Below are 25,747 nucleotides of genomic sequence, written 5' to 3'. Positions count from 1 at the left end.
CAAAGGGTCTATTCCAGGTCTGGAAGCACACCTGGCATCGCTTTATTCCGATCCGCCCGGGCCCGTGAAGGCTCAAAACCGCGGGGCTGGCGTTTATAGGCGCGAAGTTTGCCATAAACGCTGGCTTTTGGCGCCTTTTGCGAGAGCAACAGCAAACCTGTGGGAGCGGGCTTGCCTTCGATGAGGCCATCACATTTAACATTTTATGTTGAACGGCAGGCCGCCATCGCGGGCAAGCCCGCTCCCACAAGGTTACGGTTCGACCTGGCTCCATTGCTTGTTCAGGCGCTTGTCGGAGATAGGTACTTTGGTCCCCAATTGTTGCGCAAATAGCGAGACCCGGTATTCCTCCAGCCACCAGCGATAGAGTTCCAGCTGCGGATCGCGCTTGCCTTCCTGGGCGTGTTTGTTGGCGCGGGTCTGGTATTGGGTCCAGAGGCCGGACAATTCGCCGCTCCAGACCCGATCTTTCTGCACTTGAGCGCCGAGTTTTTCGAAACGTTGCTCGACGGCCTTGAGGTAACGCGGCAGTTCCTTGAGCCACGGCATCGGCGTTTCACGCACGAACCCCGGATACACCAGATGGCTGAGCTGCTGCTTGATATCGTTCAAGGCCACGGCTTGCGCCAGGTCGATCTTGCCCTTGAAGCGTTTTTGCAGGCCGTGCCACAGCTTGAGAATCTCCAGGGTCAGCTTGGCCAACCGTTCAGCGTGCTCGGTCCAGCCGCCGCGTTTGCGTTCGGCCAGCGACGCCAGCCCGGCGCCATCGCGCGGCAATGGGTCTTCGCCGTCGAGAATGCAGCTGTCGAGACTGGCCAGCAGAATGTCTTCCACCAGGCTGTCAATGCGCCCCAGTTCGCGGTACATCAGGCCCAACTCGGTCAGCCCCGGCAACTTGCCGCGCAGGAACTTCGCCGGCTCCGCCAATTGCTGCATCAGCAAACGCTGCAAGGCCCGGCGATGCTGGAACTCGGCTTCGGCCGGGGTCGAGAATCGACCTTCCTTGACGGTGCCGGCCTCTTCCACCAGCGCCGGATACACCGTCATCGATAGCCCGGCGATTTTTTGCTGGGTTTTTTCCGCCACGGCGGCAAAGACTTTCGGCTCCACCGGTTGTTGGCTCTTCGCCGTTTGCGGCACTGCCAACGCAGCCTGACTGGCCTCGGCAAAGCGTGCGGTCAGCTCGGCCAAGTCACGGCCTTCGCCGAGGAACTTGCCCTGACCGTCGACGATTTCCAGGTTCATCCGCAAATGACTTTCGACCTGCTGCGAGGCTTCGGCCCAGGCTTCATCGCTGACCCGCGCGCCGGTCATGCGCAGCAACTCGCGGCCCAACGCCTGAGGCAACGAGCCCTCGGCAAACGTGATGCGCTGCAATGCGGCTTTGACGAAGTCCGGCACCGGCACGAAATTCTTGCGCAGGGCCTTGGGCAGGTTGCGCACCAACGCAATGCACTTGGCCTCGATCACCCCCGGCACCAGCCATTCCAGACGTTCCGGCGGCAGCATCGGCAACAGCGGCGCCGGCACCCGCAAGGTCACGCCGTCGCGAGGATGGTTGGGCTCGAAGTGATAACTCAGCGCCAGTTCCAGATCGCCGATGTGCAGGGTGTCCGGGTAATGCGCGGCGGTGACTTCACTGGCTTCGCGGGCCAGCACGTCTTCTTCGCGCATGATCAGCAGCTGTGGGTCTTTCTGACTGTTGACCCGGTACCAGCTGTCGAAGGTCGCGGTCTGGTGAATCTCTGCCGGCAGTCGCGCATCGTAGAAGGCGAACAGGGTTTCTTCGTCGGCGAGGATGTCGCGGCGGCGCGCCTTGGCTTCCAGTTCGTCGAGCTGCTCCAGCAGTTGCTGGTTAGCCGTCAAGCACTTGGCTTTGGATTGAATCTCGCCGCGCACCAGACCTTCGCGAATAAAAAACTCACGAGACACCACCGGGTCGATCGGCCCGTAATGCACCGGTCGGCGCCCCACTACGATCAGCCCGAACAGGGTGATCTGTTCGAAAGCCACGACCTGACCGCGCTTCTTCTCCCAATGAGGTTCGAAGTGGTTTTTCTTGATCAGGTGCCCGGCCAGCGGCTCGATCCAGTCAGCGTCGATCTTGGCTACCATCCGCGCGTAGAGCTTGGTCGTTTCTACCAGTTCGGCGGTCATCAGCCATTGCGGACGCTTCTTGCCCAGGCCCGACGACGGGTGAATCCAGAAGCGCCGCTGACGGGCACCGAGGTAATCGCCGTCTTCGGTTTTCTGGCCGATCTGGCTGAGCAAACCCGACAGCACGGCTTTGTGCAGTTTCGGGTAATCCGCCGGCTCTTTGTTGAGGCTCAACTGCATATCGCGGCAGATCAGGCTCAGCTGACGATGGGAGTCGCGCCACTCGCGCAGACGCAGGTAATTGAGAAAATTCTTGCGGCACCAGTTGCGCAGCGGGCTGGCCGTCAGAGCCTGGCGCTGCTCTTCAAAACCACGCCACAGATTGACCAGCCCGGCGAAGTCCGAGTCCACGTCTTTCCACTGCGCGTGGGCCTGATCCGCCGCTTGCTGCCGCTCCGGCGGACGTTCGCGCGGGTCCTGAATCGACATGGCACTGGCGACGATCAGCACTTCCTGCAAGCTGCCAAGTTTCGCCGCTTCCAGCAGCATGCGGCCCATGCGCGGGTCCACCGGCAACCGCGCCAGTTGGCGACCGAGCGGCGTCAGTTGACTGTTGCGGTCCACCGCCGAGAGTTCTTGCAGCAGGTTGAAACCATCACTGATGGCTTTGCCATCCGGCGGCTCGATAAACGGGAAATCGGTGATCTCGCCAAGGCGCAGATGAAGCATCTGCAGAATGACTGCTGCGAGGTTGGTCCGCAGGATTTCCGGGTCGGTGAATTCCGGGCGACCGATGAAGTCTTCTTCGCTGTAGAGGCGGATGCAAATGCCCGGTTCGACCCGGCCGCAACGGCCTTTACGCTGGTTGGCACTGGCCTGGGAAACCGCTTCGATGGGCAGGCGCTGAACCTTGGCGCGGTAGCTGTAACGGCTGATGCGCGCGGTACCGCTATCGATCACGTAACGAATGCCCGGCACCGTCAGCGAGGTTTCGGCGACGTTGGTCGCCAGTACCACGCGACGTCCAGGGTGAGACTGGAAAATCCGCTGCTGCTCGGCCGGCGACAGCCGCGCGTACAACGGCAGAATCTCGGTATGTTTGAGCTGGGCCTTGCGCAGCATGTCCGCCGCGTCACGAATCTCGCGCTCGCCGGGCAAGAACACCAGCACATCGCCGGGGCTCTTGCGCTCGCTGCGTTCGAACGCGGCGATTTCGTCGAGGGTGGCGAGGATCGCCTGATCCACGGTCAAGTCATCCTCGACACGGTTGCCCTCCTCGTCCTGCTCCAGAGTCAGCGGGCGATACCAGGTTTCTACCGGGAAGGTGCGACCGGAGACCTCGACGATTGGCGCGTCATCGAAGTGTTTGGAGAAACGCTCCAGGTCGATGGTGGCCGAGGTGATGATGACTTTCAGGTCCGGGCGACGGGGCAACAGGGTTTTCAGGTAACCGAGCAGGAAGTCGATGTTCAGACTGCGTTCGTGGGCTTCGTCGACGATGATCGTGTCGTAGCGCTCGAGGTAGCGGTCGTTCTGGGTTTCCGCCAGCAGGATGCCGTCGGTCATCAGTTTGATCAGGGTGTTGGAATCGCTCTGATCCTCGAACCGCACCTGATAACCGACCAGCGCGCCCAACGGCGTCGCCAACTCCTCGGCAACACGGCTCGCCACGCTGCGAGCGGCGATTCGACGGGGCTGGGTGTGGCCGATCAGGCCGTGCTGGCCGCGACCGATTTCCAGGCAGATCTTCGGCAACTGGGTGGTTTTGCCCGACCCGGTTTCGCCGGCAATGATCAGCACCTGATGCTTGAGCAGCGCCGCTTTGATTTCGTCGCGCTTGGCGGCGATCGGCAGGCTGTCGTCGTAACGAATCACCGGCAGGCTGGCGCGCCGCGCCAACACCTGATCACAGGATGCCTGCGTACGCGTCACCCACTGGGCCAGTTTGGCTTCGTCAGGTTTCTTGCGCAGCTCAAGCAACTGCCGCCGCAGCCGGTGGCGGTCGGCGAGCATGGCGTGATCGAGGTTTTTCAGCAGTTTGTCGATTGAAGGCGATTCGTCAGTCATCAGGTACGCAAAAGTCGTCTAGTGGCGCAGGGGGCGGATTGTCGCAGATTTGGGCTCCGCTGTGATCGTTCCCACGCTCTGCGTGGGAATACCTCAATGGACGCTCTTGGGACGCAGAGCGTCCCGGGCTGCATTCCCACGCAGAGCGTGGGAACGATCTCTTGAGGCTATTCGTTGTCCAGGCCCTTGCGCCGATACGGGAACACATCAATCACCTTCCCCGCCCGAATCGCCTCCTGCAGGCTTTTCCAGTAATCAGCGTTGTACAACTCACCGTGCAACTGATCGAACAACTTGCGCTGCCCCGAATCGGCAAACAGAAACGGCGGAAACTCTTCAGGAAACACGTCCAGCGGTCCGATCGAATACCACGGCTCGGAGGCCATTTCGTCTTCCGGTGTACGTGGTTGCGGGATGTGGCGGAAGTTGGCTTCGGTCAGGAAACAAATCTCATCGTAGTCATAAAACACCACACGACCATGACGGGTGACGCCAAAGTTCTTCAACAACATGTCGCCGGGGAAAATGTTCGCCGCCGCCAGTTGCTTGATCGCCAGACCGTAATCTTCCAACGCCTCGCGCACCTGCGCCTCGTTGGCGTGTTCCAGATAAAGGTTCAACGGCGTCATCCGGCGTTCGGTCCAGCAGTGGCGAATCAGCACCGTGTCACCTTCCAGCGATACCGTGGACGCGGCCACTTCGAGCAATTCTTCCAGGCATGCCGGCTCGAACTTGCTCAACGGAAAACGGAAGTCGGCGAACTCCTGGGTGTCGGCCATGCGCCCGACCCGGTCGACGCTTTTCACCAGGCGATACTTTTCGATCACCGTGGCGCGATCGACGTTTTTCGACGGCGAGAAGCGGTCCTTGATGATCTTGAAGACGGTGTTGAAGCCCGGCAGGGTAAACACGCTCATGACCATGCCGCGCACGCCGGGGGCCATGATGAACTGATCGTCGGTGTTGGCCAGGTGATTGATCAGCGCCCGGTAAAACTCGGACTTGCCATGCTTGTAGAAGCCGATCGAGGTGTACAGCTCGGCGATGTGCTTGCCCGGCAGGATGCGTTTCAGAAAACCAACAAACTCCGCCGGCACTGGCACATCGACCATGAAGTACGACCGGGTGAAGGAGAAGATGATCGACACCTCCGCTTCGTCGGTGATCAGCGCATCGATCTGGATGCCCCGCCCTTCGCGGTGCAGTAGCGGAATCACTAGCGGCCATTGCTCGTCGGGGGTGTAAATGCGCCCCACCAGGTACGCACCCTTGTTGCGGTAAAGCACCGAGGAAAACAGCTCGACGCTCAGCTCCGGGTCCTTGCAGACCCAGTCCGGCAGGTTCTCGCGCAACTGCGCTTCGAGGCGACGCAGGTCTCCAGAAAGGTCGGCGTAATCTTCGCTGAAGCGGTAGTCGGCAAAGATGCTCGTGAGCATGCCAGACAACTGCCCCTGAGGCTTGTAGATGCGTGTTTGCGCGGCCCGGGCACGGCGCAGGCTCGGCCGCGTGGTGTGGATGAACATGCAGCCGTCGCTGATCAGGTCGTGGCTGAACAGCCCGCAGAAAATCGAGTTGTACCAGGTCTCGGACAGTTCATCGTCGAAGCGCAGGTCGATCAGGCTGATGTAAGCGCTTTTGACCAGCGGCCAGTTGCTGACATCCATCAGCACATCGGTCGCGAACGACGCCTGCAAGCGCCCTACCGTTTCGCCGACCTTTTCTTCATAGAGGTTGATTCGCGCCGCCGACGCGACTTGCGTTTCCTGCCATTGGGCCTGCTCGAAGCGGGCTCGGGCGCCGTCGGTGATCTGACGGAAATGCTCGCGGTAATCGTCAAAGCCATCGAGGATCATTCGGGCGATGTCGGCGGCTGGCCATTGCTGCGGCATAGGTAAAACCTCGGCGGCTGTTCTTGTCGTTGGAGCCTGAGCTTAGTGGCCCTGTGTTATGCAACGCAACCATTGCCTTGTGTCCTGACTGGCGCGACACTTGCGCGCCAATCAAGGAAGGAAAGTGCTGTGAACCCCGTCGATATCCTGCGTATGTTGTCACTTGCCGCCATTTGGGGGGCGAGCTTTCTGTTCATGCGCGTGATTGCCCCAGTGATTGGCACAATCCCCACTGCTTTTTTTCGCGTGTCGATTGCCGCCGTCGGGCTGCTGGTGATCCTTGGCCTGATGCGTATCAGCTGGGATTTCAAAGGCAAACTCAAGACAGTGATGATGCTCGGGGTGATTAACTCAGGGATTCCAGCAACGCTCTATTCCGTAGCGGCTCAAGTGCTGCCGGCCGGTTACTCGGCGATTTTCAACGCCACCACGCCTTTGATGGGGGTGTTGATTGGCGGCCTGTTCTTCCATGAAAAACTCACCGCCGCCAAGTTGGGCGGGGTATTTCTCGGCCTGTTCGGTGTCGGCATCCTCACCCGGGCCGGGCCGGTGGCGTTCAACATGGAACTGCTGATGGGCGCACTGGCGTGCCTGATGGCCACCACCTGCTATGGCTTTGCCGGATTCCTCGCCCGACGCTGGCTCGACCATGCCGGTGGCCTCGACAGTCGCCTTTCGGCCTTGGGCAGCATGCTCGGCGCGACCTTGTTTTTGCTGCCGCTGTTCGGCTACAGCGTGATCAGCCAGCCACCGGCGAGCTGGGGCGGCTGGAGTGTCTGGCTGTCATTGCTGGGGTTGGGTTTGGGCTGCACCGCCTTTGCCTACATCATTTACTTCCGCTTGCTCAGCTCGATCGGCCCGGTGAAGTCGATGACCGTGACCTTCATGATCCCGCCGTTCGGGGTGTTGTGGGGGGCGCTGTTGCTGGATGAGCCGCTGTCGATGGCGCACCTTTATGGCGGAGTGTTGATTGCGGTGGCGTTGTGGTTAGTGTTGAAGCGGGCGGTGGTGAAACCGGTTGAAGTGGTTGCCAGGTAGTGCTGTTGACAATGCCATCGCGAGCAAGCTCGCTCCCACAATGGATCGGTGTCACGACGAAGATCCAATGTGGGAACGGGGCCCGAAGCAATGCTCCGGGCCTTGTTTGAATCAAGCAGATTTACGGAAGACGAATACCAGACCAATGATGATCAGCAGCATGCCGAGCATGCTCAATGCTGCCAGGCGATTGCCAAAAATCAGGTAGTCCATGACCGCCGTCACCGCCGGCACCAGATAAAACAGACTGGTGACATTCACCAGATTGCCCCGGGCGATCAGTCGATACAGCAGCAGCGTCGCCAGCACTGATACCACCAACCCCATCCACAACACCGGCACAATGAACCCAATGCTGTGTTCGACGTGAATCGGCTGGAACGGCACAAATATCCCGCAGAGCAACAGCCCGGCAAGGTACTGCACCGGTAGTGTGCCGAGAGGATTGTCGGTAATACGCTTCTGCATGATCGAGCCGAAGGTCATGCTCGCCAGCGCCAACAGACCGAAGAGCATGCCGGCCAACGACATGCCGGCCAGACCGATGCCCTGGTAAACCACCATGATCAACCCGGCCAAGCCTAGCGCCAGACCGAACATCCGGCTTATTGATCGGTGCCGCTCCATGATCACCACGGTGAGAATCGGTTGCACGCCCATGATGGTTGCCATCATTCCCGGCGTGACGTTCAGGTTGAGGGCCAGCAGATAGAAAATCTGATAAGCCCCCAGCAACACCACACCCGTGGCCATCGCATACAACATCGGCTTGCCGCTCTTGGGCAATTTCAGCTTGAGCAACGGCATCAACAACACCAGCCCGCACAAGGCAATGGCGAAGCGAACCAGCAGAAAAGCAAAAGGCGACGCGTGGGCCAAGCCCCATTTGGAGAAAATCGCCCCGCTGCTCCACAGCAAAATGAACAGGCTCGTGGACGCCGCCGCGAGCGCGGATTTTTTCGAAAGGACAAACATGAATACCACCTGTAGTCAGGCAAAAAGCCAACTCAGCCGAAGCTGAAATTCAGTAGTTTTTTCAGGCGCTTTTTCAGACGGGCATGGGAACAGCAGAGAAAAGCTGATCAGCCCGAAAAGCCAACGCCCGGCGGTGATACGACTGCGCACACCGGCGTGCTACTGACAGGTGGAGGGTAATGACTGATCTGCGCAGGCTGCTGATCCCCGCACGGCACGACGCCAGCGTTGACCGCTGAATCGACTACCGCTTTGATGGAGGAAGCTGGCATGGGCTGATCTTTTTAGATGGGTGAAAGGTGGTTCAGGAAACCACAGAGCGCCGACTATAACCAGCGCTCGACAGGGATTGCAATGACTTGACGGAAGAACCCAGGAAACAGGCATCAGGCCTCAACCAAACAGCCAATACCCCAACAAGGTCAACACCACCACCGCCAGCACCGGCCGCAGTACGCGGTAGGCCTTGGGATTACGACGCTTCCATTGTTTGACCATACCGCTGAATTTGTCGGTGAAGCGCTTGCTCCAGGCATAGACCTGGTTGATCCCGCCAACGCGTTCATCATCAAGGTTCTGGGGGGCAGTGGCGCGCCCCAGCAAGCCACTGATCCAGCGGTTGACATGGGTCATGAGGCGATTGCTCATCGGTCGCTCGATGTCGCAAAACAGGATGACCCGGGTTTGCTCAGTTTCATTCTTGACCCAGTGCACGTAGGTTTCATCGAACATCACATCTTCCCCATCACGCCAGGCATAAACCTGACCGTCGACGAAGATGCGGCAATGATCGGAGTTCGGTGTCGACAGCCCTAGGTGATAACGCAGGGAACCGGCGAACGGGTCGCGATGCGGGTTGAGGTGACTGCCTCCGGGCAGCAGCGCGAACATGGCGCCTTTGACGTTGGGAATACTGCTGACCAACGCCACGGTTTTCGGGCACAAGGCTTCGGCCGATGGCAGCGGTTTGTCGTACCACTTGAGGTAGAAACGCTTCCAACCCTTTTTGAAGAACGAGCCGAAACCGGCGTCGTTGTTCTTTTCGGCGGCGCGAATAAAACCCTCGTCAAACAAGTGCATGGCTTCGTCGCGAATAACTTCCCAATTGTCCTTGAGCACATCCAGTTCGGGGAACTTGCTGCGGTCCAGGTAGGGTCTGGATGGCACGCTGGAGAACAGGTACATCAGGGCGTTATAGGGTGCAAACAAGGCCGAGTGATTGACGAACTGACGCAAAACCGGCAAACGCGCCTTGCCACGCAAGTGCACATAGAGCGTGCTGCCGAGGAACAGCAACAGCACCGAAGCCTTCGCGACAAAGGAAAAGCTCATCTACAACTCCTTGATAGTAGTAACTTTGCACAACGCCATTTACCCGACGTGGCAGTCGGCCATGATCCACACTAACGGCCTCGGGAAAAACCCGCATAACTCACATTCAGTGTTAAGGATTTCGCAATAAACACTTATTAGCACAAGGTACCTGAACGGGGGCTGACCTGAATCAGCCCCCCTTTCATACGAGAATCAAAAGCAAGATTCAAAAGATCGTCCGAACGCGGCCCGAACCTTCGGCAGCTCCTACTGTTTATTCTCCTGTTCGGTGAACAAATCACTGAACAGCATGCTCGACAGGTAGCGCTCGCCAGAATCGGGCAGGATCACCACGATAGTCTTGCCCTGCATTTCCGGGGTTTCCGCCAACCGCACAGCCACCGCCATGGCGGCACCGCACGAGATACCGCTCAAAATCCCTTCTTCCTGCATCAGGCGCAGGGCCATCGCCTTGGACTCATCGTCGCTGACCAGTTCGACCCGGTCGACCATCGACAGGTCCAGGTTCTTCGGCACAAAACCAGCGCCGATGCCTTGGATTTTGTGAGGGCTCGGTTTGATCTCTTCCCCGGCGATTGTCTGGGTTATCACTGGAGACACCAGAGGCTCCACTGCCACCGAGATTATCGGCTTGCCCTGGGTTTTCTTGATATACCGCGAAACTCCGGTAATGGTTCCACCTGTCCCGACGCCTGCCACCAGTACGTCGACGGCGCCGTCGGTGTCATTCCAGATTTCCGGCCCGGTGGTTTTTTCGTGGATGGCCGGGTTGGCCGGGTTTTCGAACTGCGCCGGCATGTAGTAGGTCGATGGATCACTGGCGAGGATTTCGGCGGCCTTCTCGATCGCGCCTTTCATGCCTTTGGCCGGTTCCGTCAACACCAGTTCGGCGCCAAGGGCTTTGAGCACTTTGCGTCGCTCGATGCTCATGGATGCGGGCATGGTCAATACCAGTCGATAACCGCGGGCGGCGGCAACGAACGCCAGGCCGATGCCGGTATTGCCCGAAGTCGGTTCGATGATGGTCATGCCGGGCTTGAGTTTACCGCTGCTTTCGGCCTCCCAGATCATGTTCGCGCCGATCCGGCACTTGACCGAATAACCGGGGTTGCGCCCTTCGATCTTGGCCAGGATGGTGACACCGCGCGGGGCGATACGGTTGATCTGCACCAGCGGCGTATTGCCAATGGAATGGGCGTTGTCAGCATAAATACGGCTCATGGCTGGGTCCTTATACAGCGTTGAATTAGCTGTCCAAGGTATGCCTGTTACCCGTGGTCGTCCAGTCAGTCGAACGTCCGCTTAGCCCCGCAGTCAATCGCTTTATACCGCCAGAGATTTGCCGTCATGAAGCGTCGATACAGTTGGCCCCTGTGGACCCTCGCCGGCCTTGTTGTGCTGCTGGTTGCCCTGCACATTGCCCTGCCCTACATGGTGCGCGATTACCTCAACGAGAGATTGGCGAACATGGGTGACTATCGCGGGCAGATTACCGATGTAGACCTGGCCCTGTGGCGCGGCGCCTACAAAATCAATGGACTGAAAATCGTCAAGGTTAATGGCAAGGTCCCCGTGCCTTTCGTCGACGCGCCATTGATTGACCTTTCCGTCAGTTGGCATTCACTCTGGTACGACCATGCCGTGGTGGGCGAGGCCCAGTTCGACAAACCCGAGGTGAACTTCGTCGATGGTGGCGCCAACAAGAAAAACTCCCAGACCGGTGAGGGCACTGACTGGCGGGCGCAATTAGAAAAATTGATGCCGATTACCCTGAACGAGGTGCGGATCAACGACGGGCGGGTCACCTTTCGAAACTTCAATTCAAAACCACCCGTAAACATGAATGCCACCCAGGTTAATGCCAGCATTTACAACCTGACCAATGTGGTCGACACCAAAGGCAAACGCGACGCCCGTTTCGAAGGCAAGGCGCTGTTGCTGGGGCATGCACCACTGGAAACCCTGGCGACCTTTGATCCATTCAGCAATTTCGAAGACTTCGAATTCCGCCTGCGCGCCAGGAACCTTGAACTCAAACGCATGAATGACTTCGCCTCGGCTTACGGCAAGTTCGACTTCAATTCCGGCCATGGTGACGTGGTTATTGAAGCCGAAGCCAACAAGGGCCAACTCACTGGCTACATCAAGCCGCTATTGCGGGACGTCGATGTGTTCAATTGGCAACAGGACGTGGAGAACAAAGACAAAGGGATTTTTCGCTCCATCTGGGAAGCACTCGTCGGTGGCACCGAGAATGTGTTGAAGAATCAACCGAAAAACCAGTTCGCGACGCGCGTCCAGCTCAGAGGCAGCGTGCATCAGAAAGATATCAGCGCATTCGAGGCGTTTTTGCAGATTTTACGTAATGGTTTCATTCAGGCGTTCAATGCCCAGTACGAACGACCCAAGCCGGATACGGACTGAGTCAAGATGTGACGCCCCATTCAGAGACTGAATAAGTCGTCTGCGTTCACAGTCGACCGGGCAGCGCGTTATAGTCGAGCCTGACAATTTATTGCGCCCCGCCCTGCCTCGTTCAGGTCGGCGTTACCGTTCGAGGATTAGCAGATGAAGTTCGAAGGCACCCAGGCCTACGTCGCCACCGATGACCTGAAGCTGGCGGTCAACGCCGCCATCACTCTGGAACGGCCACTGCTGGTCAAGGGCGAACCGGGCACCGGCAAGACCATGCTCGCCGAGCAACTGGCCGAGTCCTTCGGCGCCAAGTTGATTACCTGGCACATCAAGTCCACCACCAAGGCACATCAAGGTTTGTACGAGTATGACGCGGTCAGTCGCCTGCGGGACTCGCAGTTGGGTACGGAGAAGGTCCACGACGTTCGCAACTACCTGAAAAAGGGCAAGCTCTGGGAAGCTTTCGAGTCCGAAGAGCGGGTGATTCTGCTGATCGACGAAATCGACAAAGCCGACATCGAGTTCCCGAACGACCTGCTGCAAGAACTCGACAAGATGGAGTTCTACGTTTACGAGATCGACGAGACCATCAAGGCCAAGAAGCGCCCGATCATCATCATTACCTCCAACAACGAGAAAGAGCTGCCGGACGCCTTCCTGCGCCGCTGCTTCTTCCACTACATCGCCTTCCCGGATCGCGTCACGATGCAACGGATCGTCGACGTGCATTATCCGAACATCAAGAAAGACCTGGTCAGCGAAGCGCTGGACGTGTTCTTCGACGTGCGCAAGGTGCCGGGCCTTAAGAAAAAGCCATCGACCTCCGAACTGGTGGACTGGCTGAAGCTGCTGATGGCCGACAACATCGGCGAAGCCGTGCTGCGCGAACGCGATCCGACCAAGGCGATCCCGCCGCTGGCCGGTGCTTTGGTCAAGAACGAACAGGACGTGCAATTGCTTGAGCGTCTGGCGTTCATGAGCCGTCGCGGCACCCGCTAAGAGGCTGATGCCATGCTGCTCAACCTGTTCAATGAAATGCGTGCAGCCAAGGTGCCGGTCTCGGTGCGCGAGCTGCTGGACCTGATCAACGCGCTGAAACAGCGCGTGACCTTCGCCGACATGGACGAGTTCTATTACCTGTCCCGGACGATCCTGGTGAAGGACGAAAAGCATTTCGACAAGTTCGACCGAGCCTTCGGTGCTTACTTCAATGGCCTGGAAAAACTCGACGACCACCTTCAGGCCTTGATTCCCGAAGACTGGTTGCGCAAGGAATTCGAACGCTCCCTGAGCGATGAAGAACGGGCCGCGATCCAGTCCCTTGGTGGCCTGGACAAGCTGATCGAAGAGTTCAAGAAACGCCTCGAAGAACAGAAAGAACGCCACGCCGGCGGCAACAAATGGATCGGCACCGGCGGCACCAGCCCGTTCGGTTCCGGCGGTTTCAACCCGGAAGGCATTCGGGTCGGCGATGCCGGTAAGCGCCAGGGCAAAGCGGTGAAAGTCTGGGATCAGCGCGAGTACAAGAACCTCGACGATTCGGTGGAACTGGGCACGCGCAACATCAAGGTCGCCCTGCGTCGCTTGCGTAAATTCGCCCGTCAGGGCGCGGCGGAAGAACTGGACATCGACGGCACCATCGACCACACCGCGCGCGATGCCGGGCTGCTGAACATCCAGATGCGTCCGGAGCGCCGCAACACCGTCAAGTTGTTACTGCTGTTCGACATCGGCGGCTCGATGGACGCCCACGTGAAGATCTGCGAAGAGCTGTTCTCGGCCTGCAAGACCGAGTTCAAGCACCTGGAGTACTTCTATTTCCACAACTTCATTTATGAATCGGTGTGGAAGAACAACATGCGCCGCACTTCGGAGCGCACCGCCACCCAGGACCTGCTGCACAAGTACGGCGCCGACTACAAAGTGATCTTCATCGGCGACGCCGCGATGGCGCCCTATGAAATCACCCAGGCCGGTGGCAGCGTCGAGCACTGGAACGAAGAAGCCGGTTACGTGTGGATGCAGCGCTTCAAGGAAAAGTACAAGAAGCTCATCTGGATCAACCCGTACCCGAAAGACACCTGGGGCTATACCTCATCGACCAATATTGTGCGGGATTTGATTGATGATCAGATGTATCCGCTGACGTTGCGGGGGTTGGAGGAAGGGATGCGGTTTTTGTCCAAGTAATCTCTGTTGTCTGGACTGACGCCATCGCGGGCAAGCCCGCTCCCACAAGGATTAGCATTGTTCACACATTTGTGAGCACCACGTACCCTGTGGGAGCGGGCTTGCCCGCGAAGCTTTTAGCAGCCTGAAAACCGCCGCAAATACTCGACGTGTTCCCGATGCGCCACGTCCTGCACCACCGGTTTCAACCGCACCTTCGCCCCCGGCAAACACTGCGCCAATCGCGCCAATGCCAATGGCGTCAACGCCCCCAACCGCGGATACCCACCAATGGTCTGCCGATCATTGAGCAGCACAATTGGCTGCCCATCCGGTGGCACCTGAACCGCGCCCAGCGGGATGCCTTCGGAAATCATCGGCTTGCCCTGATACTGCAACGCCGTTCCCAACAGACGAATGCCCATGCGGTCGGCACGGCTGTCGAGGGTCCAGACGCTGTTGAACACGTCGTACAGACTTTGCCCGCTGAACTCACCGATCTGTGCACCGAGCACCAGGTCCAGAGGCGCATCGAGTTTGAAGTCCGGAACGTGCTCGCGCGGCAGCTCCCGTACCAGCAGTGGCGCCTCGGTGGAGTACTTCAACGAGGCACCTTTGGCCAACGCCCGCCCCATACCGTCGAGGCCGCCGAGTTCCTCACGCACCACCGTTGCAGTGCTGCCCAGCACCTTCGGCGCATCAAACCCGCCCGGTGCGGCGAGGTACGCCCGAGCGCCGAGCAGCGGTTGCCTGAATTGCAAGCGCTGACCTTTACCCAGTTTGAAACTGCGCCACGGCGCCAAGGCCTGGCCGTCAATCTGCGCCCCAAGATCGGCGCCAGCCAATGCCAATAAGCAATCGTCCTCGGCCACCACGCTGAACCCGCCGAGGGTGATTTCGATCACCGGCGCATCCAGCCCATTGCCCAGCAGCCAATTGGCCCACGACATCGATCGCCAATCCAGCCCGCCGCCCTGGGTCACGCCCAGATGCCGTACACCAAATCGCCCGGCATCCTGCAACAGACACAAGGGCGTACTTGCTTCAATCGTCAGTCGGCTCATGCCAAGGCCTCCAACGGCGTGTCATCACCGCCCAGATTGATGAACTCGGCATGGCTGACCGCTTCGAAGCACACGGTGTCACCCGGTTGCATCAGGCTGTAGCCGTCGCGCTCGCGGTCGAACAATTTGGCCGGGGTACGGCCAATCAGGTTCCAGCCGCCGGGGGACACCACCGGATAAGCCGCCGTCTGGCGTTCGGCGATACCGACACTGCCGGCGGCGACTTTTTTGCGAGGAGTACTCAGGCGCGGTGCGGCCAACACTTCTTCCACCAATCCCATGAAGGCGAACCCCGGTGCGAAGCCCAATGCGAACACCTGATACTCGTGTTCGCTGTGGCGACGGATCACTTCTTCTATCGTTATTCCACTGCGCTGAGACAGCAAAGTCAGTTCCGGGCCCACGCTCAGGTCGTACCAGACCGGCAACACATGGCATTTACCGCCGGCCCGAGCGTTGGGCGACAGATCAATCAAGGCTTCAGCGATCAATTCCCGCGCCTGGACCGGATTCAGTGCCAGCAAATCGTAATGCACCATCAAGGTCGTGTAGGACGGCACCAGATCGATCAAATGGCTGGCGAACGCTTCTCGCAGACGCTCGCTGGCGGCGAGCATCCATGGCATGTTGGCTTCGCTGATTTCATCGAACAGACGCACCATCAGGCAATCCAGCGCCACTACTTCCACCCGTGGATTCATGACGCGTCCTGCTGATTCAAGGCTTCGCGAATGCGCCGCACGGCGGCCACCGAACTGGCGTTGTCGCCGTGTACGCACAAGGTATTGGCCTGCAAATGCAAGGCGCTGCCGTCGCTGGCCGTAAGGTTGTCACCGCGAGCAATGATCAGCGCCTGTTCGATGATTTTTTCGGGATCGTGATGCACCGCTCCCGGCACTTGTCGCGAAACCAGCCTGCCTGCGCTGTCGTAAGCGCGATCGGCGAAGGCTTCAAACCACAATGTCACGCCATATTCATCGCCGAGTTGCTGCGCGGCACTGTTGTCGCGGGTCGCCATCAGCATCAGCGGCAAGCTCCGATCATAGGCTGCCACGGCCTGAATCACCGCGCGCAGTTGCGCCGGGTTGGCCATCATGTCGTTGTACATCGCGCCGTGGGGTTTGACGTAATTCACCCGCCCGCCCTGCGCCCGGCAAATGCCGTCGAGGGCGCCGATCTGGTAATGCAACAGGTCCTGCAGTTCCTGGGCGGTGTAAGCCATGGATCGGCGACCGAACCCCACTAGATCATGATAGGCCGGATGCGCGCCAATCTGCACGCCGTGGCTCAGGGCCAGGCTGACGGTCTTGCGCATGATGCTTGGGTCGCCGGCATGAAAGCCGCAGGCGATATTGGCGCAGTCGATGAAGGGCATGACCTCGGCGTCCAGACCCATGGTCCAGTTACCAAAACTCTCGCCGATGTCGCAGTTCAATAGCAGGCGGTCCACGGTGAACGCTCCTGTAGGCTTTTATCTTTTTAACTGAAGGGCATATGCCCCTCAGATTATCAGTTACCGGACATTCGGTTATTGAGCATCGAGTTGCTTGCCACGGGTTTCCGGCAAACTGAGTGCCGCCAGAATCACTACCCCGTAGGACACCGCCGCGAAGGCCCCGATTCCCACGCTCAGGGGCACCTTCTGGCTGAGCAAGCCGATCAGCAGCGGGAACAACGCAGCCAGTGCCCGACCGATGTTGTAGCAAAAACCCTGGCCCGAACCGCGAATTCGCGTGGGGAACAGCTCGGTCAGAAACGCTCCCATACCACTGAAAATTCCCGAGGCGAAGAACCCCAACGGGAAACCCAGCCAGAGCATCACACCGTTGCTGACCGGTAATTGGGTGTACAGCAAAACAATGGTGAACGAGCCGACGGCGAACAAAATGAAGTTCTTTTTGCGGCCCAGAATGTCAGTCATATACGCGCTGATGACATAACCGACGTAGGACCCGACGATCACCATCGCCAGATAACCGCCCGTGCCGAGGACGCTCAAGCCCCGTTCGTTTTTCAGAAACGTCGGCAGCCAGGAAGTGATCGCGTAGTAACCGCCGAGGGCGCCGGTGGTCAGGATCGAAGCGCGGATCGTGGTGAAAAGGATGCCGGGGGCGAAGATTTCGTAAAACTTGGCGGGGTTGCTTGGCTCTTGTTTGGCCTTGGCTTCACGATAGATTTCCGGGTCTTTCACCAGGCGACGGACGAAGATCACGAAAATCGCCGGCACGATGCCAAGGATGAACAGCGCCCGCCAGGCGTCTTCCGGCGGCAACACCGAAAACAGCAGCGCATACAGAATGGCCGTCAGCCCCCAACCCAGCGCCCAACCCGATTGAACCATGCCGACGGCTTTGCCACGGTCCTTGGCGCGAATCACTTCGCCCATCAGCACGGCACCGGCGGTCCATTCACCGCCGAAACCGAAGCCCATCAAGGTACGGCTGATCAACAATTGTTCGTAGTTCTGGGCAAAGCCGCAAAGAAAGGTGAAGAACGCAAACCACAGCACCGTCAGTTGCAGGGTGCGCACCCGACCGATGCGGTCAGAGAGAATCCCCGCCACCCAACCACCGATGGCCGAGGCGATCAGGGTGCTGGTGTGGATCAGCCCGGCCTCGCCGGTGGTGATGCCCCACATGGCAATCAGGGTCGGTACCACGAAGCTGAGCATCTGGGTGTCCATGCCATCCAGGCCATAGCCGATCTTGCAGCTCCAGAACGTGCGACGTTCCTGCTGATTGATGTTGCGGTACCAGTCGAAAGGTCCCGGGCGAGCCGTGGCCTTGGGGATGTCGAGGGTGTCGGGCGCACTCATGGCAAGTCTCCGTGCAAATTTTATTGGTATTGTTCTGAGCCCCGACGACGCCTATCGTGGGAACCGGATGTGCCGATTTTTGGGCCGCCAGCCCTGCTGCGTCCAACTAATAAAAACCCGCCCTAGACATAAGAAAACCTTATCCGACGGGCTAAGCCCCAAGAGCTGATCCCATGAACCTGAAGTTTCTCGAGACCTTTGTCTGGGTCGCCCGCCTCAAGAGTTTTCGCCTGACGGCAGACAAACTCTTCACCACCCAGGCATCGATTTCCAGCCGTATCGCCGTGCTCGAAGGCGAGCTTGGGGTGAAGCTGTTTCTGCGCGATTCTCGCGGCGTGAGCCTGACACCCGAAGGCCTGAAAGTGCTCGAATACGCCGAGCAGATGATGGACACGATGCAGGCGCTCAAGCAGTCGATCGAGACGCGTTCGAGTAAGGTCGGGCGGGTCCGGATCGGCGTCATGGACACCGTGATCCACACCTGGCTCAGCCCGTTGGTGGCGCAAATGATGGATCACTACCCGCTGGTGGAAATCGAACTGGTGGCCGATACCGCGCTCAACCTCTGCGATCAGCTGCAAAAAGGCTTTCTCGATCTGATCCTGCAAACTGACCTGCTGCGCCAGGAAAGTGTGCGCAGCCTGGAGTTGGCCAGTCATCCGATGGGCTGGATCGTCGCCAGCAATTCCATCTACAACCGCGAGTATTCAGGTGTCGCCGATCTGGCGCGGGAGCGGATCATCACCTATTCGAAAAACTCCCATCCTCACCAGGACATCTTGAGCCTGATGCAGGCCAACGGGATCATGGCACCACGGCTGAACTGTGTGAACTCTGTGTCGGCAATTACCCGATTGCTGAGGGACGGCTTCGGCATTGGCGCGCTACCGCCGGTGCTGGTGGCCGAAGAATTGGCACGGGGGGAATTGACCTTGCTGGCCATCGATCAGCGGCCGCCGAATTTGCAGGTGGTGGTGTCGTGGCGGGTTGGCGTGGAATGGGTCGAAGAAATCGTGGCGTTGTGTCAGCAAGTCGTGGAGCGTTATGCACATAAAGTGGGCGAGCAGTACATCGTCTTGAGCAAACCACAGGCCCGCATCTGAAGGAAATTTCTCAAACTGTAAATATGAACCACTATCATTTGCATTATTTTTTCAAGGAGGTATTCTCTGCGCGCTTTCAGCTAATCCATTGTCCAGAAGGAGTCGGACCTGATGCGCGGCTACACGCAAAAACAGCAACAATTGCTTGCTCACTGGAGCGAAGCTCTTGGCACTCAAGCTTTCCAGTCCCACCGCATCACGCTCGATCATTTGAGCAATGCACTGGAGCCTGCCGCCCAACGCTGTTTCCAACGCCTGATCCAGGCGCTGTTTCGTGAAGATCTGATCAACCCCGACGCTTGTGAATACGACGACTCCAGCCGTTGCTGGCTGCCACTTGGTGATGGCACGCATCTTTGCTTCGAGCACTTGTCCGGCGGCAGAATGAACAGCTGGGACGTACGCGGAAGCATCGTCCTGCACACCCCCGACAGCCTGCCCCAAAAAATCCAGTTGCCCAGCGAACTGCTCGCTCTCCTCAGCACTCAGCTCAACCCACCAGCCTCCCCGCAGGTACTGGAACGTCTGGCCCGGGAGCTGGATGACAGCTTCAGCAACGACACCCTGTGCCTGGCGTTTCACCATGGATGGACCGAGCGCCTGAGAGAGCAGATCGATACCGAATACGACGACAATCTGCTCGCTTGGCTCAAAGCCGGCTCCAGCCATCAGAACCCTACGTCACTGCTCGAACAATGGGGCACGCTCGGCCATCCGTGGCACCCGAACTACAAGACCAAACTGGGCTTGAGCGCCGCTCAGGTCATCGCGTTCTCGCCAGAATTCGAAGCGAGTTTTCCGATCGTGCTGTGCGCCCTGCACCGCCAGTACGCACACGTCGAAGCGCTGGCTGGCACCACCGATTACTGGGACTGGTGGCAAGGTCATTTCCCACAGGCCGCCGAGCAATTGCAGCACCATTTGCAGCAGCTGGGTCTGGAAGTAAAAGACTACCTCCCGCTCCCGTCGCACCCGTGGCAAGCTCATGAAGAACTGCCACATTCGTTCGCCAACGAGATCGCCGACAACCTGCTGATCGTCACTGACATCGTGGCTTTTACCGGTCACCCGACCATGTCCTTCCGCACGGTCCTGCCGGAGGCCAGTCGCGTGGCGCCGATGGTCAAACTGCCGGTGGCTCTGCGACTGACCAGCGTGCAGCGCACCGTGTCGCCGCGCTCCGCCCGAATGGGGCCGCGCATCAGCCAACTGATATTGAATATTCTCGATCAGGAGCCGCAGATTCAGCGTCTGCTGAACATTGTTCCCGAGCGCATCGGCGTGCACTACGCACCATTGCCGGCCGATGACGAGCGCTCCCGGCATGCTGCCGTGCTGTATCGCGATAACCCGGTGACCCTGCTGCAAGAAGGCGAGTTGGCGGTGCCGGTCGGCAGCCTGTTCGCCGTCAACGAATTCGAACAACCGCTGCTGCGTGATTGGGTAAGACTGGCTCAGGGCAGTGACGACAGCGAGTCCATGCTGGCGTTCTTCGATGATTACCTGTCGATTGCCGTACCGAGCCTGCTGGGCATTTACCTGATGTATGGCGTGGCGTTCGAAGCGCATCAGCAAAACAGCTTCATGGTGATGGGCGCTGACGGGCAGTTGAATCGGCTGCTATTGCGTGATTTCGGTGATGTTCGTATCGATCGCAAAACCCTGCACGCCAAGGGTCTGGATATCCAGTTGCACGATCCGAAAATGACCCTGTATGACGATTCCGGATTTGTCCGCGACAAGCTTCTGCACACCACCTTCATGTGCCACCTCGGTGAGCTGACGTTGCTCTGTGCCCGCCACTGGAATGTGCCGGAAACTATCCTTTGGGAGCGATTGGCATCGCACGTTGCGCAGTGCTTCGAGACCTTGCGCGAGCGCGTTGAACCGGCACGTTGGGAAAACGAGCGCCAGGCCTTGCTGGAACAGGATTGGCCCGCCAAATCGTTCATGCGCATGCGCTTGCTTGACAGCCATGCCGACATCGTCGGACGCCTGAGTAACCCGCTGCGACCAAACACCCATGCTCGCTGACGGTCGCGCCTTGCGACTGCTGATCATCATCCAGTTTGTCTCCATGGGCGCCATGGAAATGAGCGGCCCGTTCTGGCCCTTGCAGATCCAGCATCTGCTCGGGCCGGAGGGTGCCGGCTACACCGCGCTGTTATCAGCGATGGTCTATGCCGGTCCGATGCTGGCGGCCATGCTCCTGACGCCCATGTGGGGCCGGTTGGGGGATCGCACCGGGCACAAACCGATGATTGTTCGGGCGTTGCTGGCACTCGCGCTGTGCCAAGGGTTGGCGGCCATCACCCTCGACCCGTGGCTGCTGGTGGGTATTCGCGTGATGCAAGGCGCATTGGCCGGTTTTCTCGCTGCCGCGCAAGCCTATGCCTTGGCCTGCTGCGACAGTTCCAGACGCGGTCAAACCCTGGCTCGCCTGCAATCGGCAACCGCCGTCGGCTCATTGATCGGCCCCGTGCTGGGTGGCTGGCTGATGGACGTCTCGGGGTTTGCCCTGCTCTGTTATGGCGCGACGGTGATTTGCCTGCTGTGCGCACTGGGGAGTTTTTTCCTGCCGGCCGACAAGGCTCGGACTTCGAAGAAAAAAGCCGTTGAACCGGTGGCCCTGCCCAAAGGCTGGCTCGGTGGAATCCTGTTGGTGATCGTGTTGATTCAGGCCGCGAAGATGATGCCGCAGTCGTTCTACGCGCTGTACGTCGCGAACATTCTGCATGCCCCAAGCTGGCTGATCGGCGCCACCTACGCGGCGAGCGCCGCGACCCTGGCCATTTCCGCACCGCTGTGGGGACGCCTGTTCGACCGCTGGCAGCCCACCCACACCTTGCGCGTCATCGAAGGCGTGGCCTGGCTGTGTGCGCTGACGCTGGCGGCCACGGCATTGGCCAACGAATGGCTGGGGTTTCTCGTCAGTCGGCTCGTCTGGGGCATCTGGCAAGGCGCCCTGCTGCCCGTCGCTTATGCACTGATTGCCAACACCATTTCCGTAAACAAGCAAGGCTTCGCGCTCGGCCTCGGCAACAGCGCGGCAAAGGCTGGCGCCCTGCTCGGTGTCGTCCTTGGCGGGCTCGGCATGGGCCTGGTCGGCCTGGCTCACAGCTTCTGGCTGGTGGCGCTGACTTACGCCATCGCCGCCATCGGGATCCGCTGGGTGCGCTCGTTCAACGCCACGCCTGACCGCTCGACCTTATCTCCCCACACTTATCACAACTAAAAAAAGACCACGTCATGATCCGAACCAAGCTCTCCCTGCTGATCCCGCTGCTCGGTACCTTCAGCGCCCAGACCTGGGCCGAGGATACCGAGCAGCAGCCCGGCACCTTGAACATGCAAGCCACCGTCGTCTCCGCTACTCGCAGTGAAGCGAGCATTGCCTCGATTCCGGGCTCGGTCCAGGTTATCGATGAACAGCAGGTCCGTGAACAGAGCGGCGCGGGTCGCCGGGTCTCCGACATCCTCGGGCAATTGGTCCCCGGTCTTGCGCCGTCCAGCGGCGGGATGAGCAACTTCGGTCAGACCCTGCGCGGGCGCAACATGCTGGTGTTGATCGACGGCGTATCGCAGAACGCCACGCGCGACAACTACCGCCAGCTCAACAGCATCGCCCCGGCCAGCATCGAACGCATCGAAGTGATTTCCGGCGCCAGCAGCATCTACGGTGCCGGTGCTTCGGGCGGCATCATCAACATCATCACCAAGCGCAATCAGGGCCAGGACATTGCCTACAGCAGCAAACTGGGCCTGACCAGCGGCAACAACCTCAACCGCAAAGGCTTCGCCTACGAAGCCTTTCAGAGTGCGACGGGGCGCAAGGATGCCCTGGACTGGTACGTCTCCGCCGACCTGACCCAGCGCAACGATCAGTTCGATGGCAACGGCAACCGCATCCCTCAGGACACGTCCCAGGGCAGCAACATGGATACCGAAACCTATGACCTGCAAGGTCGTTTCGGTTACGAACTGGATGCCGACAAAAAACTCAGCCTGTCGCTGCAGGACTACAAGGACCAGCAGGACACTGGTTACACAAAAGACCCGACAAACCGGCAGGAAGCCGTGGCAGTCAAAGGGCTGAAACTCGACGACCAGCCCTATACCCATAACCAGGCGGTCAACCTCAACTACACCGACAAGGACTTCTACGGTCAGGGCCTGCAGCTGGAAAGCTACTGGCGCCGCGCCGATGCACTGTTCTTTCCGGACCTGTCGCGAGGCAGGGCCGGGATCTCCGACAACAACAGCGTGCAGGATGTCTACGGCCTGCGCGCGGCCATCGACACGCCGCTGCCGGCGATCGGGAGCGCCACGGGTAACCTGGTCTGGGGCGCCGACTATGATAATGAGCGCTCTCGCCAACGAGGTGATCAATACACGCTCAATGGCCTGAATTACACCAAGACCGGCACCACCTACGAGCTGGGCCCGGACATCGAAACCACCACCAAATCGCTGTTCGGGCAGATGTACTGGGACATTGGTGACTGGACCTTGCGTGGCGGTGTGCGCCGTGAATGGATCGAAAGCGACGTCTCCGACAGCATCGCTTATGGTCAGATCGTCCAGACCGGCGTACGCGCAACGCTGCCCGGTGACACCCTCAAATACGATGCCACCCTGTACAACCTGGGGGCGGTCTACCACCTGAGTGAAAACCAGGACGTCTTCGCCAATTACAGCCAGGGGTTTTCGCTGCCGGATATCCAGCGCTTCATGCGTGATGTCAGCAGCACCTTCGACATCCAGAGTCTCAACGCCCAGGCCATCAAGGTCGACAGTTACGAGCTGGGCTGGCGCGGTAACTGGGACCAGTGGCAGGCCGACGTCACCGTGTACGAAAACACCTCGGACGTGACCCAGTTCTACGATGCCAACGATCGCGTATTGCGCCTGATCAACCAGAAAGAGCGAGTTCGCGGTATCGAAAACAGCCTGACCTACCGCGCGACCGATCGCTGGTCGGTGGGTGGCACTTATGCCTGGGCCAAAGGCGAGACCGAACAGAACGGCAAATGGATCGATCTGCCGGCTACACGCATTTCACCGGCCAAGACCACACTGTTCGTCGGCTACACCGAAGACGACTACACCCTGCGCCTGCAAGGCATGCATTTGTCCAGTTACGACGCCGCCGCCAAGGACAACAACGGACGCGAGATCGAAGGCTATACGCTGGTGGACCTGCTTGGCTCCGTGCAACTGCCGGTCGGTCGTCTTGAAGGCGGCGTGTACAACCTGACCAACCGCACCTACCAGAACCTGTTCACCCAGGCCAACGCCAGAGCGCCGTACGCCAACGCCGAAGGCCGCACGCTGAGCATGAGCTACTCGGTGGATTGGTAAAAACCAGAGCCGGCTTGCCAGCGATGCGATCTGCCGGGCATACCGTGTCGCGGCAATCGCCGGCAAGTCGGCTCTACAGGGTTACAGGCCGCGCACATCCCGGTCTTCGATCGGCCGGCTCTGGCGCAAACGCTTGCCGCCCAGCACCACCCAGTCGATCAACCGGAACAGGCATTCAATGCCGAACGACAGCAGCAATGCGCCACTCATGCCCCAGATCATTGCTTCCGGTGTCAGCAGGATCTGGTAGCTGTAGCCGTTCCAGGTTTCCTTGCGAATATCCGGGTCGGCGGCCAGGGCCACTTGCAGGACGCGGATGTACCACGGACCCTGCATGGCCTGGAATTGCTTGTCGAGGGCCAGTTGCCGGGTGAGCAAGGTGCTCAGGCTGTCGGCATCGCTGCGAAAGATCGGGTCTTCGCTGGCACGGTAATGGGCCACGAGCGCCTGCATGTCACCCTTGAAAAATTGATTGGCGGTGCCCTGAAAACCGTTCAAACCGGTCTGCGCCTCAATCAGATGCGCCTCGACCCGCTTGGCATAATCACTGATGAACCCAGGCACCTGGACACCGATCAACAGGCCCGCTGCGAACAACACCAGCCGTAGATAACTGAGCAACATGGGGGAGAGATCCTTATTCGGTCTTGCCCTGGCTGACGCATTCACCGCGTCGCCAGAGGCTCCATTGGCCCGGTTCGTAGCGGGTCCAGGTTTCATTTTCGGTCAAGGGTTCGGTAGCGATCACCGTGACTACATCGTTGGGTGTGGTTTCGGCCTGGAAGTCGACGATCACATCGACGTCCTTCAAACGCGCCGGGCCGAACGGTGCACGGCGGGTGATCTGTGCCAGTTTGCTCGAGCAGTAACAGAACAGCCAGTCGCCGTCGCTGAGCAAACAGTTGAACACGCCTTTGCTGCGGTATTCGGCGCAGGCGGCCACCAGGTCCGGCAACAGTGCTTCGATCTCTACCGGCTCGGGGAACGCAGCGCGTACCCGATTGAGCAAATCGCAAAACGCCGCTTCGCTATCGGTATCGCCAACGGGGCGGTAAAAACTGACGGTCGGATTGAAATCGGCCAACTGGCCATTGTGGGCGAAACACCAGTTGCGTCCCCACAATTCCCGCACGAACGGGTGAGTGTTGGACAGGCACACTTTGCCGACGTTGGCCTGGCGGATGTGCCCAATCACCACTTCGCTTTTGATCGGATAGCGCTGCACCAGGTTCGCCACTTCCGACTCACTGCTCGCCGCCGGGTCCTGGAACAGCCGCAGGCCACGGCCTTCATAAAAAGCGATGCCCCAGCCGTCACGATGCGGCCCGGTGCGACCGCCGCGCTGCATCAGCCCGGTGAAGCTGAACACGATATCGGTCGGGACATTGGCGCTCATGCCCAATAACTCACACATGCTCG

Annotated in this window: 19 protein-coding genes; 8 read left to right on the top strand and 11 right to left on the bottom strand. The window is 59.3% G+C overall.

Features of this window, described 5'->3' with window-relative positions; translation table 11 throughout:
- Nucleotides 1–252: 252 nt before the first annotated feature.
- Nucleotides 253–4,164: an ATP-dependent RNA helicase HrpA gene (hrpA, locus tag PSH97_RS06845; RefSeq protein WP_305448603.1), complete on the bottom strand. Its 3,912-nt coding sequence runs from the start codon at nt 4,162–4,164 to the stop codon at nt 253–255.
- Nucleotides 4,165–4,331: 167 nt separating this feature from the next.
- Nucleotides 4,332–6,053 carry a bifunctional isocitrate dehydrogenase kinase/phosphatase gene (aceK, locus tag PSH97_RS06840; RefSeq protein ID WP_305448602.1) on the bottom strand — a complete coding sequence of 574 codons (1,722 nt, stop codon included), beginning with the start codon at nt 6,051–6,053 and terminating at the stop codon, nt 4,332–4,334.
- Nucleotides 6,054–6,182: 129 nt separating this feature from the next.
- Between aceK and PSH97_RS06835 the strand changes: the two genes are divergently transcribed.
- Nucleotides 6,183–7,091 carry a DMT family transporter gene (locus PSH97_RS06835; RefSeq protein WP_305448601.1) on the top strand — a complete coding sequence of 303 codons (909 nt, stop codon included), beginning with the start codon at nt 6,183–6,185 and terminating at the stop codon, nt 7,089–7,091.
- A gap of 111 nt (nt 7,092–7,202) precedes the next feature.
- Here PSH97_RS06835 and PSH97_RS06830 read toward each other — a convergent pair whose 3' ends face one another.
- From PSH97_RS06830 to cysK, 3 genes are all read right to left on the bottom strand, one after another.
- Nucleotides 7,203–8,066 carry a DMT family transporter gene (locus PSH97_RS06830; protein WP_305448600.1) on the bottom strand — a complete coding sequence of 288 codons (864 nt, stop codon included), beginning with the start codon at nt 8,064–8,066 and terminating at the stop codon, nt 7,203–7,205.
- A gap of 393 nt (nt 8,067–8,459) precedes the next feature.
- On the bottom strand, nt 8,460–9,398 hold the full coding sequence (locus PSH97_RS06825; RefSeq protein ID WP_305448599.1) for an aspartyl/asparaginyl beta-hydroxylase domain-containing protein: 939 nt from the start codon (nt 9,396–9,398) through the stop codon (nt 8,460–8,462).
- 249 nt (nt 9,399–9,647) lie between these two features.
- Nucleotides 9,648–10,622, bottom strand: a complete 975-nt coding sequence (gene cysK / locus PSH97_RS06820) for a cysteine synthase A (RefSeq protein WP_305448598.1) — start codon at nt 10,620–10,622, stop codon at nt 9,648–9,650.
- Nucleotides 10,623–10,748: 126 nt separating this feature from the next.
- On the opposite strand from cysK, the gene PSH97_RS06815 reads away from it, so the two are divergent.
- From PSH97_RS06815 to PSH97_RS06805, 3 genes are all read left to right on the top strand, one after another.
- Nucleotides 10,749–11,825: a DUF748 domain-containing protein gene (locus PSH97_RS06815; RefSeq protein WP_305448597.1), complete on the top strand. Its 1,077-nt coding sequence runs from the start codon at nt 10,749–10,751 to the stop codon at nt 11,823–11,825.
- Nucleotides 11,826–11,969: 144 nt separating this feature from the next.
- The gene (locus PSH97_RS06810) at nt 11,970–12,815 is read left to right on the top strand and encodes an AAA family ATPase (protein ID WP_007898718.1); all 846 of its coding nucleotides are present in this window, start codon (nt 11,970–11,972) and stop codon (nt 12,813–12,815) included.
- A 12-nt stretch (nt 12,816–12,827) separates the two neighbouring features.
- The gene (locus tag PSH97_RS06805; RefSeq protein WP_305448596.1) at nt 12,828–14,006 is read left to right on the top strand and encodes a vWA domain-containing protein; all 1,179 of its coding nucleotides are present in this window, start codon (nt 12,828–12,830) and stop codon (nt 14,004–14,006) included.
- 116 nt (nt 14,007–14,122) lie between these two features.
- On the opposite strand, the gene PSH97_RS06800 is transcribed toward PSH97_RS06805, so the two are convergent.
- The 4 genes from PSH97_RS06800 to PSH97_RS06785 all read right to left on the bottom strand — a co-directional run bounded on the left by PSH97_RS06800 (nt 14,123) and on the right by PSH97_RS06785 (nt 17,864).
- Nucleotides 14,123–15,049 carry a 5-oxoprolinase subunit C family protein gene (locus PSH97_RS06800; RefSeq protein WP_305448595.1) on the bottom strand — a complete coding sequence of 309 codons (927 nt, stop codon included), beginning with the start codon at nt 15,047–15,049 and terminating at the stop codon, nt 14,123–14,125.
- A complete protein-coding gene (gene pxpB / locus PSH97_RS06795) occupies nt 15,046–15,750 on the bottom strand; it encodes a 5-oxoprolinase subunit PxpB (RefSeq protein ID WP_305448594.1) in 705 nt (234 codons plus the stop codon). Before pxpB ends, PSH97_RS06800 begins: the two co-directional genes overlap by 4 nt.
- Entirely contained in the window at nt 15,747–16,499 is a 753-nt protein-coding gene (locus PSH97_RS06790; protein ID WP_305448593.1) for a 5-oxoprolinase subunit PxpA, read from the bottom strand. The genes pxpB and PSH97_RS06790 overlap by 4 nt, the downstream gene beginning before the upstream one ends.
- Nucleotides 16,500–16,577: 78 nt before the next feature.
- Nucleotides 16,578–17,864, bottom strand: coding sequence for an MFS transporter (locus tag PSH97_RS06785; RefSeq protein WP_305448592.1), 1,287 nt, complete (start codon nt 17,862–17,864; stop codon nt 16,578–16,580).
- Between the two features lie 173 nt (nt 17,865–18,037).
- Here PSH97_RS06785 and PSH97_RS06780 point away from each other — a divergent pair, with 173 nt between their 5' ends.
- The 4 genes from PSH97_RS06780 (at nt 18,038) to PSH97_RS06765 (ending at nt 24,328) form a co-directional block, all read left to right on the top strand.
- Entirely contained in the window at nt 18,038–18,967 is a 930-nt protein-coding gene (locus PSH97_RS06780; protein WP_305448591.1) for a LysR family transcriptional regulator, read from the top strand.
- Nucleotides 18,968–19,078: 111 nt separating this feature from the next.
- Nucleotides 19,079–21,001 carry an IucA/IucC family protein gene (locus PSH97_RS06775; protein WP_305448590.1) on the top strand — a complete coding sequence of 641 codons (1,923 nt, stop codon included), beginning with the start codon at nt 19,079–19,081 and terminating at the stop codon, nt 20,999–21,001.
- Nucleotides 20,991–22,202 carry an MFS transporter gene (locus PSH97_RS06770; RefSeq protein ID WP_305448589.1) on the top strand — a complete coding sequence of 404 codons (1,212 nt, stop codon included), beginning with the start codon at nt 20,991–20,993 and terminating at the stop codon, nt 22,200–22,202. Before PSH97_RS06775 ends, PSH97_RS06770 begins: the two co-directional genes overlap by 11 nt.
- 14 nt (nt 22,203–22,216) lie before the next feature.
- Complete coding sequence (locus PSH97_RS06765) at nt 22,217–24,328, top strand: TonB-dependent receptor (protein WP_305448588.1); 2,112 nt, start codon at nt 22,217–22,219, stop codon at nt 24,326–24,328.
- 81 nt (nt 24,329–24,409) lie between these two features.
- Here PSH97_RS06765 and PSH97_RS06760 read toward each other — a convergent pair whose 3' ends face one another.
- Together PSH97_RS06760 and PSH97_RS06755 are read right to left on the bottom strand one after the other, a co-directional pair.
- A complete protein-coding gene (locus tag PSH97_RS06760) occupies nt 24,410–24,952 on the bottom strand; it encodes a DUF2937 family protein (RefSeq protein WP_305448587.1) in 543 nt (180 codons plus the stop codon).
- 13 nt (nt 24,953–24,965) lie between these two features.
- Nucleotides 24,966–25,742 carry a class II glutamine amidotransferase gene (locus PSH97_RS06755; RefSeq protein WP_305448586.1) on the bottom strand — a complete coding sequence of 259 codons (777 nt, stop codon included), beginning with the start codon at nt 25,740–25,742 and terminating at the stop codon, nt 24,966–24,968.
- Nucleotides 25,743–25,747 lie beyond the last annotated feature (5 nt).

Origin of the sequence: Pseudomonas cucumis, assembly GCF_030687935.1 — a bacterium.
Lineage (GTDB): Bacteria > Pseudomonadota > Gammaproteobacteria > Pseudomonadales > Pseudomonadaceae > Aquipseudomonas > Aquipseudomonas cucumis.
Note: the sequence above shows the minus strand (reverse complement) of the source record. Positions and strands in the feature narration are given on the sequence as shown.